Raw genomic sequence first — 16,330 nt, 5'->3', positions numbered from 1 at the left:
TGCGGCGACCCGAACGAAGAAGCCCCGGCCTGGCCGGGGCTTCTTCGTTTCCGCGGGATTCGGTCTGACCGACGGCACCGGCGACCACCCCGGGGCCCGTTCTGCCGGCCGGCCGCTGCCGCGGACGGGCGGCACTCAGTAGTTGAGCTTCTCGGGACTGGCCTCGAACCGCTCCACCGATTCCAGGATCTCGCGGCGGGCCGCCTCGGCGCCCTCCCAGCCCTCGAGCTTCACCCACTTGCCCTTCTCCAGGTCCTTGTAGTGCTCGAAGAAGTGGCCGATGCGGTCCAGCCAGTGCTGGCTGACCTGGCCGATGTCCTGGATATGGGCGTAACCCGAGAACACCTTGTCCACCGGCACCGCCACCAGCTTGGTGTCCTCGCCGGCCTCGTCCCTCATCTTCAGCAGGCCGACCGGCCGGCAGCGGATCACCGCGCCCGGCAGCAGCTGCAGCGGCAAGATCACCAGCACGTCCACCGGGTCGCCGTCGCCGCACAGGGTATGCGGCACGTAGCCGTAGTTGCAGGGATAGCGCATGGGCGTGGACAGGATGCGGTCCACGAAGATGGCGCCGGTGGCCTTGTCCACCTCGTACTTGACCGGTTCGGCGTCCTTGGGGATCTCGATGACGACGTTGATCTCGTTCGGCACGTCGCGGCCGGTGGGAACCAGGTCCAGTCCCATGGGGTACTCCTTGGCTAGCTTGCCCGGGGGAGGGCGTATCGCGGAAAAGGGGCGAAAGGATACGGGAAAGGCCTGGAGCCCGCACTCGGAACCCGTCGCCGGACGGGCTAGGCAGGCGCCCGCCAAAGCTCCAGAATTGCACCGTCACCGACCCGGAGCCCCCGCCATGGCCGATGCCCAGCTCGATCCCAAGGCCCTCGAACTGCTGCGCATGCTGGACCGCGACCGGCCGGGGGCCTTCAGCGAATTCGTGCGCATGTTCGTGCACGAGGCGCCGGAACTGGTCAAGAAGATGGAGCAGGCCCAGGCCGCCGGCGACCCGGACGCCCTGGGCAAGTCGGCGCACTACCTGCGTTCGGCGGCGCTGGCCATGGGCGCCACCGGGCTGGTGGATGTCTGCCACAGCCTGGAGCACCTGGATGCCGCCCAGCTGTCAGGCCCGGACATGCCGGTCCGGATGGACGAGCTGCGCCGTCGCACCCGCGACGCCCTGATCCTGTTGCTGCAGGAAGTGCCGCAGATTTAGCGGGCGCCCAGGGACAGGCACCCGCCTCCGTCCTCCCCCGCCTGCGGGGAAACGCGGAACGGCCCGCGCGCTGCCGGTCGGCTCAGGGCGCGCGATAGGGAAACTGCTGGAAGATGCGTGCCATGGTCTCGTCTATGCGGGCCAGGCGGTCCGCCTCCTTGCGCGGCGCGCGGCCGGTGGCCACGCCTTCCCAGACCAGACGCTTGCGGGCCACGTCCACCAGGTCCACGTTCATCGTGCCCTCGCGGTACTCGCTGACCAGGGTGCGCTCGCTGTAGAAGGGCACCGCCACGTAGCCGTGCCGGTAGCTGTAGTAGTAGGCCCAGTCCACCGTCGGCATGCTGGACACGTTGGTGCGCTCGACCAGGTAGGCATTGATGTTCACCCATAGGTCCGGCGATTCCGGATCGTAGCGATAGCCGCGGGCCTCGAGCTCGCGGCGGGCCACGGCGCGGGCACGCTCGCTCGCCGGCGTGGCATAGCCACCGCGTTCCATGGCCAGCGGTTCGTAGAAGGCGAAGCTGCGGTAGCGGTCGAAATCGGCGTCGGCCGACTCGGTGGAACTGACCTGCGGGCCGGTGGCGCAGGCGGCCAGCAGCAGCAACAGCAGGGGGGCGACGGAACGGAGGGCGGACAGGCGCATGGCGGCAAGCTCCCGGAATGAACCGCTTCGAAGCTAGCACGCAGGCCCGGAAGGCGGAACACGGCCGGTTCCGCCCCGTTTCCGATCATTCAGGACGGTAAACCTGGCCGCCCTCGGCGCGGAACTCTGCCGCCTTCTCGGCCATGCCCTTCTCCAGCGCCTCGGCCTCCGCCGCCACGCCCTCCCGGGCGGCGTAGTCGCGCACGTCCTGGGTGATCTTCATGGAACAGAAGTGCGGGCCGCACATCGAGCAGAAGTGCGCCACCTTGTGCGCCTCCTTTGGCAGGGTCTCGTCGTGGTAGTCGCGGGCCCGTTCCGGGTCCAGGCCCAGGTTGAACTGGTCTTCCCAGCGGAACTCGAACCTGGCCTTGCTCAGGGCATTGTCCCGGGCCTGGGCGCCGGGGTGGCCCTTGGCCAGGTCGGCGGCGTGGGCGGCGATGCGGTAGGCCATCAGGCCCTCGCGCACGTCATCGCGGTTGGGCAGGCCCAGGTGCTCCTTGGGCGTGACGTAGCAGAGCATGGCAGTGCCGAACCAGCCGATCATGGCCGCGCCGATTGCGCTGGTGATGTGGTCGTAGCCGGGGGCGATGTCCGTGGTCAGCGGGCCGAGCGTGTAGAACGGCGCTTCGCCGCATTCGCGCAGTTGCTTGTCCATGTTTTCCTTGATCAGTTGCATCGGCACGTGGCCGGGCCCCTCGATCATGGTCTGCACGTCATGCTTCCAGGCGATCTGCGTCAACTCGCCCAGGGTCTCGAGTTCGCCGAACTGGGCGGCGTCGTTGGCGTCGGCGATGCAGCCCGGGCGCAGGCCGTCGCCGAGCGAAAAGGCCACATCGTAGGCCTTCATGATTTCGCAGATTTCCTCGAAATGGGTGTAGAGGAAATTCTCCTTGTGGTGGGCCAGGCACCACTTGGCCATGATCGAGCCGCCGCGGCTGACGATGCCGGTTACCCGCCTGGCGGTCAGCGGCACGTAGCGCAGCAGCACGCCGGCATGGATGGTGAAGTAATCCACGCCTTGCTCGGCCTGTTCGATCAGGGTGTCGCGGAAGATCTCCCAGCTCAGCTCCTCGGCCTTGCCGTCCACCTTCTCCAGCGCCTGGTAGATCGGCACCGTGCCGATGGGCACCGGCGAGTTGCGGACGATCCATTCGCGGGTCTCGTGGATGTGCTTGCCGGTGCTGAGGTCCATCACCGTATCGGCACCCCAGCGGATCGCCCAGACCAGCTTCTCCACTTCCTCGGCGATACCGGAGGAAACAGCGCTGTTGCCGATGTTGGCGTTCACCTTGGTGAGGAAGTTGCGGCCGATGATCATCGGCTCGCTTTCCGGATGGTTGATGTTGCAGGGGATGATGGCGCGGCCGCGGGCGACTTCGGCGCGAACGAATTCCGGAGTGATCCGGGCCGGAATGGCCGCGCCGAAGCTTTCGCCCGGATGCTGCCGCAGCAGGTGCGCCTCGCGCACGGCGTCCAGGCGCTGGTTCTCGCGGATGGCGATGAACTCCATCTCCGGCGTGACGATGCCGCGGCGGGCGTAGTGCATCTGGGTGACGTTGGCGCCGGCGCGGGCGCGGCGCGGCGGCCGGGTGGCGGGGAAGCGCACCGCGTCCAGCTTCGGGTCTACGGCGCGGGCGCGGCCGAAAGCCGAACTCAGGCGGGGCAGCTCCTCGCTGTCGCCACGCTCGGCAATCCAGCCTGCGCGCAGGGCCGGCAGCCCGGCGGCCAGGTCGATGCGGGCGGCGGGGTCGGTGTAGGGCCCGGAGGTGTCGTAGACGGTGAAGGGCGCATTGACCTCGGCCGGGCCGCGCAGGCGCGGCGTTGGCGAGAGGGCGATCTCCCGCATCGGTACGCGCAGGTCCGGGCGCGAGCCTTCGACGTGGATCTTGCGCGAGCCCGGAATCGGCCGGGTGAGGTCCTGGGAAAGTTGCCGGGCCTGGCGCAGCAGTTCGGTGGGCAGGGCGTTCATTCGCTTCATCCTCCTGGGCCCCGACGGGGGCGGGCATGAAGCGGCGGCACCGGGGCGCCGGCGGACCGGCACCGCGAAGCTTCCCTACGCCGGTGCGAGCCGGATCAGGTTCGAAGGGTCTGTCTCAGCCCAGGCTGCGCCCGGGCACCCCCGCTTCGGCCGGCATTCTCCCACACAAGCGCCGCAACATCCCGCGCCGGCCGGCCGCCGTTCCGGCCCTCAGGCCTTGACCCGGAACCAGGTGGCGTACAGGGCCGGCAGGAACAGCAGGGTCAGCGCTGTCGCCACCACCAGCCCGCCCATGATCGCCACCGCCATCGGCCCGAAGAACACGCTCCTGACCAGCGGGATCATCGCCAGGATGGCCGTGAGCGCCGTCAACACGATCGGGCGGAAGCGGCGCACGGTGGCCTCGATGACCGCATGGCGCGGCGTACTGCCTGCGGCGATGTCCTGTTCGATCTGGTCCACCAGGATCACCGCGTTACGCATGATCATGCCGCTGAGGGCGATCGTGCCCAGCATGGCGACGAAACCGAACGGCACCTGGAACACCAGCAGGAACAGCACCACGCCGATCAGCCCGAGCGGGGCGGTCAGCAGCACCATCAGCGCGCGCGGGAAGCTGCGCAGTTGCAGCATCAGCAGGGTCAGCACCACGCCAAGCAGCAACGGCACCCCGGCCGCCACCGACTTCGATCCCCTGGCCGAATCCTCGACCGTGCCGCCGGTTTCCAGCAGGTAACCCGGCGGCAATTGCGCCCGCACGTCCTCCAGGGTCGGCAGGATCTGCGCCGTCACCGTCGGCGGGGTGATGTCGCCGTAGATGTCGGCGCGCACCGTCACCGTGGGCAGGCGGTTGCGCCGCCAGACGATGCCTTCCTCGAAGCCGTAGTCGAGGGTGGCGACCTGCGACAGCGGCACGCTGCCGCCGTTCGCGGTCGGCACTGCCAGACTGCCCAGGTGCGACAGCCGTTCGCGCTCCTCGGCCGGCCCGCGCAGCAGGATCTCGATCAGCTCGTTGCCCTCGCGGTAGGTGCTGACCAGGGTGCCGGACAGGGAACCGCGCAGGAAAGCCGCCAGATGCGCCGAACTGACGCCCAGCACCCGCGCCCGCTCCTGGTCCACGCGCAACCGCACCACCTTGCTGGGTTCGTCCCAGTCCAGGTTCACGTTGCTGACATGGGGATTGGCGCGCACCCGGTCGGCCACCAGCTGCGCCAGCCGGCGGACTTCCGGAATGTGCTCGCCGGAGACGCGGAACTGGATCGGGAAACCGACCGGCGGGCCGTTCTCAAGACGGGCAACACGCGCCTGCAGGTCGGCGAACTCGGTTTCGAACAGTCCGATCAGCCATTCCCGCACCCGCTCGCGCGACTCGATGTCCGGCATCAGCAGCACGAACTGGGCGAAGTTGGCCTGCGGCAGCTTCTGGTCCAGCGGCAGGTAGAAACGCGGCGAACCGCTGCCAACGTAGGCAACGAAGTTCTCGATGTCCTCGCGCTGGGCCAGCTTCTCCTCGAGCCGGCGCGCGGCCGCCTCGGTGGCGCGCAAGGAGGCGCCCTCGGCCAGTTCCATGTCCACCATCAGCTCGAGCCGGGTGGAATCCGGGAAGAACTGTTGCGGCACGAAGCGGAACAGGGCCAGCGAGGCCAGGAAGGCCAGCGCGGTGGCGACGATCACCGTCCTGCGCCAGCGCAGGCACCACTCCAGCCAGCGCCGGAAGCGGCGGTAGAACGGCGTGGCGTAGGGGTCGTGCGCCGTCCTGCCGCCGCCCACCGGGCGCGGGTCGGGCAGCAGCTTGTCGCCCAGGTAGGGAATGAAGACCACCGCCGCAACCCAGCTCAGGATCAGCGCGATCACCACCACCTGGAAGAGCGAACGCGTGTACTCGCCCGTGCTGGAGGCAGCGGTGGCGATCGGCAGGAAGCCGGCCGCGGTCACCAGGGTGCCGGTGAGCATCGGGAAGGCGGTCGAGGTCCAGGCGAAGGCGGCCGCGCGCAGGCGGTCCATGCCCTGTTCCATCTTCACCGCCATCATCTCCACCGCGATGATGGCGTCGTCCACCAGCAGGCCGAGCGCCACCACCAGCGCGCCCAGCGATATCTTGTGCAAGCCGATGCCGAAGTAGTGCATGGCCGCGAAGGTCATGGCCAGCACCAGCGGGATGGACAGCGCCACCACCAGGCCGGTGCGGAAGCCGAGGGAAAAGAAGCTGACCAGCAGCACGATGAACACGGCCTCGGCCAGTACGCGCACGAAGTCGTTCACCGAGGCGCGCACCGCCCTCGGCTGGTCGGAAACTTTCTCCAGGCGCATGCCAACCGGCAGCGTTTCCTGCAGGCGGGCGAACTCGGCGTCGAGGCGCTCGCCGAGGCGCAGGATGTCACCGCCCTCGCGCATGGATACGGCGATGCCGATGGCGTCGCGGCCCATGAAGCGCATGCGCGGCTCGGCCGGATCGGCGAACCCGCGCCGCACTTCGGCGACGTCGCCCAGGCGGAAACTGCGATCGCCGACCCGGATGGGGAAATCGCGGATGGCCTGCACGCTGTCGAAACGCCCGTCCACCCGCAGCTGCACCCGATCACTGGCGGTCTCGAAGAAACTGGCCGGCGCCACCGCATTCTGTTCGTCTATCGCCCGCTGCACGGCGTCCAGCGGCAGTCCCAGGGTGGCAAGCTTGGTGTTGGACAGCTCGATCCAGATCTTCTCGTCCTGCAGGCCGACCAGCTCGATCTTGCCGACGTCCGGCACCCGCAGCAGCTCCAGCTCCAGCCGCTCGGCGTAATCCTTCATCGTCGCGTAATCGAAGCCGTCGCTGGTGAGTGCGTAGATGTTGCCGAAGACGTCGCCGAATTCGTCGTTGAAGTAGGGCCCGACCACTCCGTCCGGCAAGGTGTGGCGGATGTCGCCGATCTTCTTGCGCACGTCGTACCAGAGCGCCGGCAGTTCCCGGGACGCCATCGAATCGCGCGACATCAGCATCACCAGCGATTCGCCGGCGCGCGAGTAGCTGCGCACGAACTCGTAGCGGCCTGTCTCCATGATTTCCTTCTCGATCCGGTCGGTGACCTGCAGCGCCATCTCCTCGGCGGTGGCGCCAGGCCAGAACGTGCGCACCACCATGATCTTGAAGGTGAAGGGCGGATCCTCGGACTGGCCCAGGCGCTGGTAGCTGAAGATGCCCAGCGCCCCCAGCACGATCATCGCGTACAGCACCAGCGAGCGGTTGCGCAGCGCCCAGGCGGAGAGGTTGAAGGCGGACATGGGCGGGCCTCAGTCGGCGGCAGCGGCGACAGCGGGCGCCATCAGCGGGCGGTTCTGCCGGTCCACCGGCATGACCCGCTGGCCTTCCCGCAGCAGGTGGACGCCGGCCGCCACCACCCAGTCGCCGGCCTGCAGCCCGGCCAGTACCGGCACCGCCTCCTCGCCGTAGGCCCCGATCTCTACCGGCCGCAGCGACACCGCGCCGCTGGCCTTGTCCACCACCCACACCGCCGGCCGCTCGTCCAGGCGGTGCAGGGCCGACAGCGGCACGCTCAGGGTTTGCCGGCCGTTGCCCGAGGCGTACACACGCGCGCTCTGGCCCAGCTCGACCGGCGCGTCCCCGGGCTCGAACGACACCCGCGCGGCAAAGGTGCGGGCCTGCGGGTCGGCCGCCGGCGACACCTCGCGCAGCAGGCCCGGAAACCGTTTGCCCGGCAGGGACCACAGCTCGACCAGCAGTTCGCGCCCGGGCGCGAAATCGGCCGCCACCTGCTCGGGCAGGCTGATCGCCACCTCGCGCTCGCCGTCCTCGGCCAGCACGTAGACGGGCTGGCCGGCCGCCACCACCTGGCCGGCCTCGGCCAGGCGCCGGGTGATCACGCCGTCGGCCGGCGCCCGCAACACCGCGTATTCGGCCTGGTTGCCGGACACCGCCGCCTGGGCCCGGGCCTGCCGGACCCGGGCCTGGGCCGCATCGAACTGCGCCTGCCGGGTTTCCAGCAGGGACTGGCTGACCAACTGCCGCTCGTACAGGCGCCGGTGCCGCTCCAGTTCCGCGTTCGCCAGCGCCAGGTCGGCCTCGGCCGAGGCCAGGGCGGCGCGGGCGGCCTCCAGCTGCAGCGCCACGTCGGCGGCGTCGAGCTCGGCCAGGGCCTGGCCGGCCCGGACCCGATCACCGACCTCGGCATGGCGCTTGGCCAGCTTGCCGCCGATCCGGAAGGAGAGTTCCGGCTCGTGGCGGGCCCGGACCTCGCCGGCGAAGCTGGCGACGCCGGCGCCGCCAGGCCGCACCTCCACCACCAGGGCCGGGCGGACGGAAGCGTCGTGGTCGCCATTGCCGGAGCAAGCAGCCGTCAGGGCCAACATCCCTGACAGCAGGAAGAGGCGGATAACCAGGGTCTTGGCGCGCATGCGGGCGGTACCGGGATTTATTGAACCGCCGGTATGCTAACTTTACTCAACCGCAGAGTTCAATAATAATGACGGCCATGCCACGCGCCGCCCGACCCCCCACCCCGCCCGGTCGCCCCAAGGACCTGGAGAAACGCGCCGCCATCCTGGAGGCCGCCAAACTCCTGTTCCCGGAACGCGGCTACGAAGGCACCAGCATGGACGCCATCGCCCAGGCCGCCGGCGTCTCCAAGCTCACCGTCTACAGCCACTTCCAGGACAAGGACACCCTGTTCGTCGAGGCGGTCAAGGCCAAGTGCGAGGACCTGCTGCCGTCCGACCTGTTCCTCAAGCGCACCGCCGAGCCCTGGGAACGGCAGCTGCACCGCATCGCCCAGGCGTTCTTCCGGTTGATCAACAGCGACGAAGCCATCGCGGTGGCGCGGGTGCTGGCCCGGCAGATGTCCGAGGACGCGCACCTGCCACGGCTGTTCTGGGAGGCCGGCCCGAAACGGACCCAGGAGGCCCTGGCCGGCTTCCTGCGCGCCGGCGTGCAGTCCGGCGCGGTGGACATCCCCGATTGCGACCTGGCCGCGTCCCAGTTGTGCGCCCTGCTCAAGGGCGAGCACCATGCCCGGCTGATGTGCGGTTGCCAGGAGCGCCTGGATGCCGAACAGGAGCGCCGGCACATCGAGGCGACGGTGGACCTGTTCCTGCGCGCCTACGGCCGTCGAACGGCGCCCGCCCATGCCTGAACGGCGTCCCCACCTGCCGACCGTCCCGGTGACCAATGGCACTACGGACGCGTCCCGACCAGCCAGCATCCTGCCCGCGCGCCCCAGGGCGCCACGTGGGTCAACCGGTTTGCCGCGTCCCCGTTCCAGTCTCCCGGCGGCCTTCGCCTTCCGCCCGGACCGGACCGGGGCGTAGAATCACGGCCCTTGCGATTCAAGGATTTGGCCGAAATGTCCATTGATTTCCAGCAGGCCCGCTTTGCCATGGTCGAGCAGCAGGTGCGTCCCTGGGACGTGCTCGATCCGCGCGTGCTCGAGACCCTGATGACCGTGCCGCGCGAGGACTACGTGCCGCCGCGCCACCGCAAGCTGGCCTTCGCCGACCTGGCGCTGCCGCTGGAACACGGCGAGTCCATGATGAAACCGGTGATCGAGGGCCGCATGCTGCAGGCCCTGGCGCTGCAGCCCGAGGACCAGGTGCTGGAGATCGGCACCGGCTCCGGCTTCGTCACCGCCTGCCTGGCGCGCCTGGCCCATGAGGTCACCAGCGTGGACATCCATGCCGATTTCGTCGAACGCGCCCAGGCCCGGCTTGTCGCCGACGGCCACCTCAACGTGCGCCTGGAAACCGCGGATGCCCTGGCCTGGGAACCGGGCCGGCTGTTCGACGCCATCGCCGTCACCGGCGCCGTGGCCGACCGGCCGGAACGTTTCGCGGCCTGGTTGCGTCCCGGTGGCCGCCTGTTCGTCGTGCACGGCCACTCGCCGGTGCAGGAAGCCTTGCTGCTGACCCGCGAAGGCGAGGGCCTGCTGCGCGAAAGCCTGTTCGAAACCGACATCCCCTATCTGCGCGGCGCCGAACCGGCGCCCCGTTTCATTCTCTAGAACAGATACCAGGACTTTCCCATGCGCCTGAGCCTCCGTCCGCTGAGTTTCGCCATCCTGCTGGCCGGCATTGCCGGCACGGCCCATGCCGCCGACCTGATGCAGGCCTACGAACTGGCCCGCCAGAGCGATCCGCAGCTGTCCGCCGCCGAATCCCGCAGCCTGGCCCAGGGCGAGGGCGTGGTGCAAAGCCGCGCGGCGCTGCTGCCGCAACTGGACGGCGAGGTGAGCTGGAGCCGCACCGAGACCGATTCCAGCGGCTCGCAGGCCTTCGGCACGGTGGTGCAGCCGCCGTCGGAGTCCAGCAGCGAGAGCACCTCCCGCGGCTGGGGCCTCAGCCTGCGCCAGAGCCTCTACGACCATCGCAACTACACCCGCCTCAGCGCCGCCCGGGCGCGGGCCGCGCAATCCGAAGCCGAATACAAGGCGGCCCAGGACGCGCTGATCGTCCGGGTCGCCGACGCCTACTTCAACGTGCTGACCGCGATCGAGACACTGGCCTCCTCGCGCGCCGAGGAACGCGCGGTGAAGCGCCAGCTCGACCAGGCGGAGAAGCGCCTGGAAGTCGGCCTGGCGCCGATCACCGACGTGCACGAAGCCCGGGCCCGCTACGACACCGCCCGCGCCAACACCATCGCCGCCGCCAATGCGCTGGACGACGCCCGCGAAGCCCTGGCCGAGATCACCGGCCAGCCGATGGGCGCGCTGCAGGGCCTGCCTTCCGACTACAAGCCGGAGGACCCGGGCGAACTGCTGTCGCAGGACTGGGTGGCCGTGGCCATGGAAAACAACCCCAGCCTGCTGGCCCGCGAACTGGCCCTGACCGCGGCCGAGAAGGACGTGTCCACCGCCCGCGCCGGCCACCTGCCCAGCCTGGGCCTGAGCGCCAGCTATTCCGACGGCAACGGCTACGGCCGCACCGACATCTTCGCGCCGACGCCGGGCACCACGTCGTTCGACAACGAAAGCGAGCGCACCACGGTCGGCGTCACCCTGAGCGTGCCGATCTTTGCCGGCGGCGCCACCCAGTCGGGCGTGCGTCAGGCCGTGCACCTGCGCGATGCCGTCGCCGACGATCTGGAGGCCGAACGCCGCTCGGTGGTGCGCAACACCCGCAACGCGGTGCGCTCGCTGGCCGCCGGCGCCGCCGAGGTCGAGGCCCGCCGCCAGTCGGTGGTGTCGGCCCGCGCCGCCTACGAGGCCAGCGAGGCGGGCCTGGAGGTCGGCACCCGCACCATCGTGGACGTGCTGATCAGCCAGCAGCAGCTGTTCCAGGCCCAGCGTGAATACGCCCGCGCCCGGCATGCCTTCCTGGTCAACACCCTGCGCCTGAAGCAGGCGGCCGGCACCATCTCGCTGGAAGACCTGCAGGCGGTGAACCGCGTGCTGGTGGCCGACGCCGAAGCCGCCCTGGACGCCGATACCGGCACCGAGTGAGACGCCGGACCCGCGCGGCTCAGCGGCCGCCCGGATCCAGCAGAACGCCGGCCAGGTCGAGGGTGCGCGCCAGCGCCCCGGCCAGCGATTGCATTTCCGCCCGTGCCGCCAGGCCCATGGCCCGGCGGCGCGGCGCGTCCTCCAGCAGGTCGAGCAGGGCGGTGCCGACGCTGTCGGCGTCGGCGGCCTGCACCAGCCCTTCCGCCGCCTTCAGCCGTCGCGTCGCTTCGGCGAAATTGAACGTATGCGGACCCACGACGGAGGGCAGGCCCAGCGCCGCCGGCTCCAGCACGTTGTGCCCGCCGACATCGCACAGGCTGCCGCCGACGAAGGCGACGTCGGCAGCGGCGTAGAAGGCCAGCAGCTCGCCCATCGTGTTCACCACGAAGGCCTGGCAGTCCGGACCCGGCAACCCGTCCGGCACGCGCGCCGCCACCCGCCAGCCGGCGGCGCGGGCCTGCGCCAGCACCGGGCCGAACCGTTCCGGGTGGCGCGGCGCCCACAGCAGCAGCGCGTCCGGATGTTTCGCCAGCACCCGCGCGTGGATCCGCACTACCGCCTCCTCTTCCGGCGGATGGGTACTGGCGGCGATCCACACCGGTCGTGCCGGACCCCAGGCCTGGCGCCACCGGGCGGCCTGCGCCGGCAAGCCTTCGGGCACGTCCAGGTCGTATTTGAGGTTGCCGGTGACCACGACCCGGCCGGGGTCCGCGCCCAGCCGCATCAGGCGCTCGGCGTCGGCCCGCGACTGCGCCGCGACCAGGGTCACCGCCTCCAGGGCCAGGGCCGCCAGGGGCCGGATCGCCAGGTAGCCGCGCAGCGAACGCGGCGACAGACGGGCATTCACCATCATCAGCGGAATGCCGCGACGACCGCATTCGACGTACAGGTTCGGCCAGATCTCGGTCTCGACGATCACGGCCAGCGCCGGCCGGGCCCGATCGAGGAAACGCCGCACCATGTGAGTCAGGTCGTAGGGCAGATAGACGTGGGTGACCCGGTCGCCCCAGAGCGCCCGCACCCGCTCCGAGCCGGTGGGCGTGATGGTGGTGACCAGCACGGGCCGGTCCGGATGCCGCGCCAGCAGGCCCTCCACCAAGGGCCGGGCCGCCAGCACCTCGCCCACCGAAACGGCATGCACCCAGAGGGAGCCGCGCAGGTCCAGCCTGTCGCCCAGCCAGGCGTAGCGCTCCGACCAGCGCAGCAGATAGGCGCGCTGGCGCATGCCGCGCCAGACCAGGTGGTAGAGGGTGACGGGGAAGACGAGATGCAGGACCAGGGAATACAGGCCCAGCACGACGCGCTGCCCGAAGGAGAGTCGCATCGCGCAAGGATAGCCGCTCGGCCCGCGGGCGGGCGCGGCTAGAATGAACCGCCCATGGCCGAGCCCGCCGACCGCCCGCCCCTGTCTCCCCGCCATTGGCCCGCCTGGCTGGCGATCGCCTTCGGCTGGACCCTGGCGCGCTGGCCCTGGCGGCTGCAGCGGACGGTCGGCCCCTGGCTGGGCCGGGCCCTCGCCCTGCTGCTGCGCGCGCGGCGCCGGGCGGCGGCGACCAACCTGGCCCTGTGTTTCCCGGAGCTGGACCAGGCCGCGCGCGAGCGCCTGCTGAGGGCCAATTTCGACGCCCTCGGCATCGGCGTGTTCGAGTTCCTGCGCGCCTGGTGGGGGCCGCTGGCGCCGGTGGACCGCGGCCTGGAGCTGAGCGGCCTGGAGCACCTGGAGGCCGCCCATGCCGGCGGCCGCGGCGTGATCCTGGTCTCTGCCCACTTCACCACCCTGGAAGCCAGCCTGCGCCTGCTGTGCGGGCATGTCGCCCTGGCCGCCATGTACCGGCCGCACGAACAGCCGGCGCTGGAGTGGGCGGTGAAACGCGGCCGCCTGCGCCACGCCGTGGCCATGTTCGCCCGCGACGAACTGCGGCCGGCGGTGCGGCACCTCAAGCAGGGCGGCCTGCTGTGGTTCGCGCCGGACCAGGAAACGAGGCGCGGCGACAGCGTGTTCGTGCCCTTCTTCGGCCAGCCGGCCTGGAGCCTGACCTCGACCCACCAGCTGGCCCGGCTGAGCGGCGCGGCCGTGCTGCCGCTGTTCCACGAGCGCCTGGACGACGGCCGCTACCGCATCGAAATCCTGCCGCCGCTACAGGACTTTCCCAGCCGCGACCCGGTGGCCGACACCGCCCGGGTGATGGCTACCCTGGAACACCTGATCCGCCGCCGCCCCGACCAGTACCTCTGGCTGCACCAGCGCTTCAAGCGGCAGCCCGACGGAAGCCGGCGCCGGTACTGAGCCACCTGTAGCGACCGAAGGCCGGGGAGGCCGGCCATGAAAGCAGCCGGCGCGCCGCCCCGCGCCGGCTCCCCCGGACGCAGGCTCGGCGGCCGTGGCGGCGGCCTCTCGTCCGATGCAGCGGAATGGACTAACGTGGTGCGGGCCGTTAAGGAGCGCACGGAGCCATGACCACCCGCCGAAATAGAATCCCTGAGTCGCGACGGCGTGCACAACGAATAGTCAAGCCGCCCTCCGAGTTGACCCCCGCCGAGATCGAATCCTTGAGGCGCGACGCGGAGGAGGCGCTTGCCCAGATGAAGGAACTCTTCGCCCGCAACCCGCTGCCGCCGGAGTACCTGGAGGCCGGCCGGAGAGCCCAACCCCCGACCCCGCATCCTGAGCCTGGTGAATCGGCCATCGCCCAGCATGATCCCGGGGCGTCCAGGAAATGAACATCAACCAGGGCAGGGACGGGGCTTTGGCCATTCGCCGCGGATCACGCCAGGCGCCGCAGTGCTTCCTGCCCAACGGCAAGCTGCTTCAATGAGGCCGCGGCTATTCGCCGCGGATCACGTTGCTCGAACTTGTCGAATCGTTCCCGCATCCCCAGCACGGCGCATAGTGTTGACGAAGGCAAAGCCCAGGCGATTATCACCCCCGCATGACTGCTTGATGATCACCTCATGCAGCTCTTGATCAGCTGCTGTCCAGTCGTTTTGGTAATTCACTGGCTTTGGCGCTTCGAGGCGCGTCGCGTCGAGGTCGATTGTTTGAAAACCCGCGCACCGGCTCGCAAGGCGCGGGCCGCATGAGGCAACCGACCGCCTGGTCGCGGCCGGCCGGCTTAAGCCACCCCGCCCCGCCACCACCGCGCCCCGCGCCCGTGACCCTCGCGGCGCAACCTTCCCTCGCGGCGCAGTTGCTCCATCACGCGGGTCAAGCGGGCGGGCGGCAGGTCCGGAAAGAGGCGGCGCAGGCTGGCGACGGCGAAGCCGTCGGGCAGTTCGTTGAGTATCGCCAGGCGGATCCGGGTGTCGACGCCGCCGTCGGCCGGCGATGCCCGGTAGCGGGCCAGGGGTTCGCGCACGCTGTCGGGCGCGGGCCTGGCCAGGCTGGCGGCGATCGCGGCGAACCAACGCTGGGTCCACAGGTTGGCCAGCTTGCGATTGCCGGCGAACACCAGCTGCACCCGCGGAAACAGCACCGGCAGCTCCGCCAGCACGCGCTGCACGTGCGCGGCCGGCCAGTGGCCCAGCCGGTCCGGATCGCCGAAGTCGCGATACGGCGCCTCCAGCACCAGGGCGGCGTGCGGGTAGGCGGAAAGCTCAGCCAGTTGCTGCTGTAGCCCTTTCAGCTCGGCCAGGTCGGCGAGGAAGTTGTCGCGGGTCTTGCGCTCCACCACCGCCACCGGGCGTTCCTCGTGGGCCAGCGCGTAGTCCCCCACCGGCAGTCGGCGCCGCCCGACCCGCGCCCCCGGGAATCGCCACGGATAGCGCTCGCCGCTGTCCACCACCACGTCCAAAACGGCATTCGCCGCCAGTTCGGTGCGCTTGCCGGAGCGGTGGCCGCGCACCGCGGCCTCGGTGCGGAAGAAGATCTGCTCGTACGGGGTTCCGTCCTTGCGTCGCTTCTCGAGCTTGAGGAACTCGCAGCGCTTGCGCCGCGGCCGGTCCAGCGTCACCGACAACTTGCGGCCGAGCCGCGCCAGGTGCGCCACCGGCACCCGCTCGTGCGGCACCAGCGGTTCGCTCGGGTCGTGCTCGCGTTCGCGCAGGCAGAACACCTGCATGCCGGCGCCCGGCCAGGCGTGGCCGGCGCGCACCGCCAGCAGGATCCTGCCGTCCTGTTCGATACGGATGCGCCAGGGGAAGCGGGCATCGCCGGTGGCTTCGACGATCCAGTAGGCGGCGGACGCAGCCATCAGTACACCGGCGGCTCCCCCGCCGGCCGCGTCTTGAAGCGCCGGTGCGCCCACAGGTACTGCTCGGGGCATTCGCGCACCACGGTTTCCAGTTCGGCCATGTAACGGGCGGCGTCGGCAGCCGGGTCGCCGCTGGGCCAGCCCGGCCAGGGCTCCTCGATGCGGATGCGGTAGCGGCCGTCGGGCTCGCGCCGGTACCAGAACGGCAGCAGCACGGCGCCGGCGCGGCGGACGATGTCGGGCGTGGCGGTCAGGGTCGCCGCCGGCACGCCGAAGAAGGGCACGAAGGCGTTCTGGTAAGTGAAGTTCTGGTCGGCCGAATACACCACCGGCTGGCCGGCCATCAGGTTGCGCAGCAGGCCGCGCACGTCCTTCTTGCCGATGGTCGGGCCGTACACGGCCTGGCGGGCGCGGTCGAACCAGGCCTCCAGGCAGGCATGGTTGTGCCGGCGCACCACCACCCGCACCGGCCGGCCCAGCGCTTCCGACAGCAGCCGCACCGCCAGTTCGGTGTGGGTGAAGTGGCCGCACATCAGCAGCACGCCCTGGCCGGCGTCCAGGCGGACGCGCAGGCGCTCAAGTCCTTCGATCTCCGCCAGGCCACGCAGCCGCGCCGCGGGTGCGTGCCAGGCGCGGGCCAGCTCCAGCGCGCCGATCACCGTGTTGACGACACTGGCGTCGGCCAGTTTCCGCCGCGCCCGCGGATCCAGCTCCGGGAAACAGAGATCCACGTTGATCCTGGCGATGCGCCGTCGTTCGCCCAGCAACGGCCAGGCCAGCCAGGCCAGGCCGCGACCCAGGCGCAGCAACCAGGCCTGAGGCAGCCGCGCGCAGATCTTCGCCAGACCCTCCAGCAGACGGACACCGGGGCAAGGCATGGGC

The 16,330-nt window shown here is 70.4% G+C and carries 13 protein-coding genes and 1 riboswitch; of the genes, 5 read left to right on the top strand and 8 right to left on the bottom strand.

The genetic code is table 11. The annotated features are described in order from the left end of the window. Positions 1-135 precede the first annotated feature (135 nt). Complete coding sequence (gene ppa, locus F0415_RS09945) at positions 136-684, bottom strand: inorganic diphosphatase (RefSeq protein WP_149861066.1); 549 nt, start codon at positions 682-684, stop codon at positions 136-138. A gap of 166 nt (positions 685-850) precedes the next feature. Here ppa and F0415_RS12615 point away from each other — a divergent pair, with 166 nt between their 5' ends. After that, positions 851-1,210 carry an Hpt domain-containing protein gene (locus tag F0415_RS12615; RefSeq protein WP_188310356.1) on the top strand — a complete coding sequence of 120 codons (360 nt, stop codon included), beginning with the start codon at positions 851-853 and terminating at the stop codon, positions 1,208-1,210. A gap of 82 nt (positions 1,211-1,292) precedes the next feature. Here F0415_RS12615 and F0415_RS09935 read toward each other — a convergent pair whose 3' ends face one another. The 4 genes from F0415_RS09935 to F0415_RS09920 all read right to left on the bottom strand — a co-directional run bounded on the left by F0415_RS09935 (position 1,293) and on the right by F0415_RS09920 (position 8,223). Further along, the gene (locus F0415_RS09935; protein ID WP_149861064.1) at positions 1,293-1,853 is read right to left on the bottom strand and encodes a DUF4136 domain-containing protein; all 561 of its coding nucleotides are present in this window, start codon (positions 1,851-1,853) and stop codon (positions 1,293-1,295) included. An 85-nt stretch (positions 1,854-1,938) separates the two neighbouring features. Further along, on the bottom strand, positions 1,939-3,822 hold the full coding sequence (gene thiC / locus F0415_RS09930) for a phosphomethylpyrimidine synthase ThiC (RefSeq protein WP_149861063.1): 1,884 nt from the start codon (positions 3,820-3,822) through the stop codon (positions 1,939-1,941). A gap of 63 nt (positions 3,823-3,885) precedes the next feature. Then, a riboswitch (TPP riboswitch) is annotated at positions 3,886-3,984 on the bottom strand. Between the two features lie 57 nt (positions 3,985-4,041). Further along, the gene (locus F0415_RS09925; protein WP_149861062.1) at positions 4,042-7,092 is read right to left on the bottom strand and encodes an efflux RND transporter permease subunit; all 3,051 of its coding nucleotides are present in this window, start codon (positions 7,090-7,092) and stop codon (positions 4,042-4,044) included. Positions 7,093-7,101: 9 nt separating this feature from the next. After that, positions 7,102-8,223 carry an efflux RND transporter periplasmic adaptor subunit gene (locus F0415_RS09920; RefSeq protein ID WP_149861061.1) on the bottom strand — a complete coding sequence of 374 codons (1,122 nt, stop codon included), beginning with the start codon at positions 8,221-8,223 and terminating at the stop codon, positions 7,102-7,104. Positions 8,224-8,300: 77 nt separating this feature from the next. On the opposite strand from F0415_RS09920, the gene F0415_RS09915 reads away from it, so the two are divergent. The 3 genes from F0415_RS09915 (at position 8,301) to F0415_RS09905 (ending at position 11,258) form a co-directional block, all read left to right on the top strand. After that, the gene (locus F0415_RS09915; RefSeq protein WP_342780504.1) at positions 8,301-8,957 is read left to right on the top strand and encodes a TetR/AcrR family transcriptional regulator; all 657 of its coding nucleotides are present in this window, start codon (positions 8,301-8,303) and stop codon (positions 8,955-8,957) included. A 210-nt stretch (positions 8,958-9,167) separates the two neighbouring features. Then, positions 9,168-9,821, top strand: a complete 654-nt coding sequence (locus F0415_RS09910; protein WP_149861059.1) for a protein-L-isoaspartate O-methyltransferase family protein — start codon at positions 9,168-9,170, stop codon at positions 9,819-9,821. Between the two features lie 21 nt (positions 9,822-9,842). Beyond that, complete coding sequence (locus tag F0415_RS09905; RefSeq protein ID WP_246149937.1) at positions 9,843-11,258, top strand: TolC family outer membrane protein; 1,416 nt, start codon at positions 9,843-9,845, stop codon at positions 11,256-11,258. Positions 11,259-11,277: 19 nt separating this feature from the next. On the opposite strand, the gene waaA is transcribed toward F0415_RS09905, so the two are convergent. Beyond that, positions 11,278-12,582: a lipid IV(A) 3-deoxy-D-manno-octulosonic acid transferase gene (gene waaA / locus F0415_RS09900; protein ID WP_149861058.1), complete on the bottom strand. Its 1,305-nt coding sequence runs from the start codon at positions 12,580-12,582 to the stop codon at positions 11,278-11,280. Between the two features lie 54 nt (positions 12,583-12,636). Here waaA and lpxL point away from each other — a divergent pair, with 54 nt between their 5' ends. Beyond that, the gene (gene lpxL / locus F0415_RS09895) at positions 12,637-13,545 is read left to right on the top strand and encodes an LpxL/LpxP family Kdo(2)-lipid IV(A) lauroyl/palmitoleoyl acyltransferase (protein ID WP_149861057.1); all 909 of its coding nucleotides are present in this window, start codon (positions 12,637-12,639) and stop codon (positions 13,543-13,545) included. Positions 13,546-14,371: 826 nt separating this feature from the next. Here the strand turns inward: lpxL and F0415_RS09890 are convergent. Both F0415_RS09890 and F0415_RS09885 read right to left on the bottom strand, forming a co-directional pair. After that, positions 14,372-15,448, bottom strand: coding sequence for an ERCC4 domain-containing protein (locus F0415_RS09890; RefSeq protein ID WP_149861056.1), 1,077 nt, complete (start codon positions 15,446-15,448; stop codon positions 14,372-14,374). After that, positions 15,448-16,326 carry a lysophospholipid acyltransferase family protein gene (locus F0415_RS09885; protein ID WP_149861055.1) on the bottom strand — a complete coding sequence of 293 codons (879 nt, stop codon included), beginning with the start codon at positions 16,324-16,326 and terminating at the stop codon, positions 15,448-15,450. The genes F0415_RS09890 and F0415_RS09885 overlap by 1 nt, the downstream gene beginning before the upstream one ends. Positions 16,327-16,330: the final 4 nt, after the last annotated feature.

The organism is Arenimonas fontis (genome assembly GCF_008386465.1).
Lineage (GTDB): Bacteria > Pseudomonadota > Gammaproteobacteria > Xanthomonadales > Xanthomonadaceae > Arenimonas > Arenimonas fontis.
This window is presented reverse-complemented; position numbering and strand designations above follow the sequence as displayed.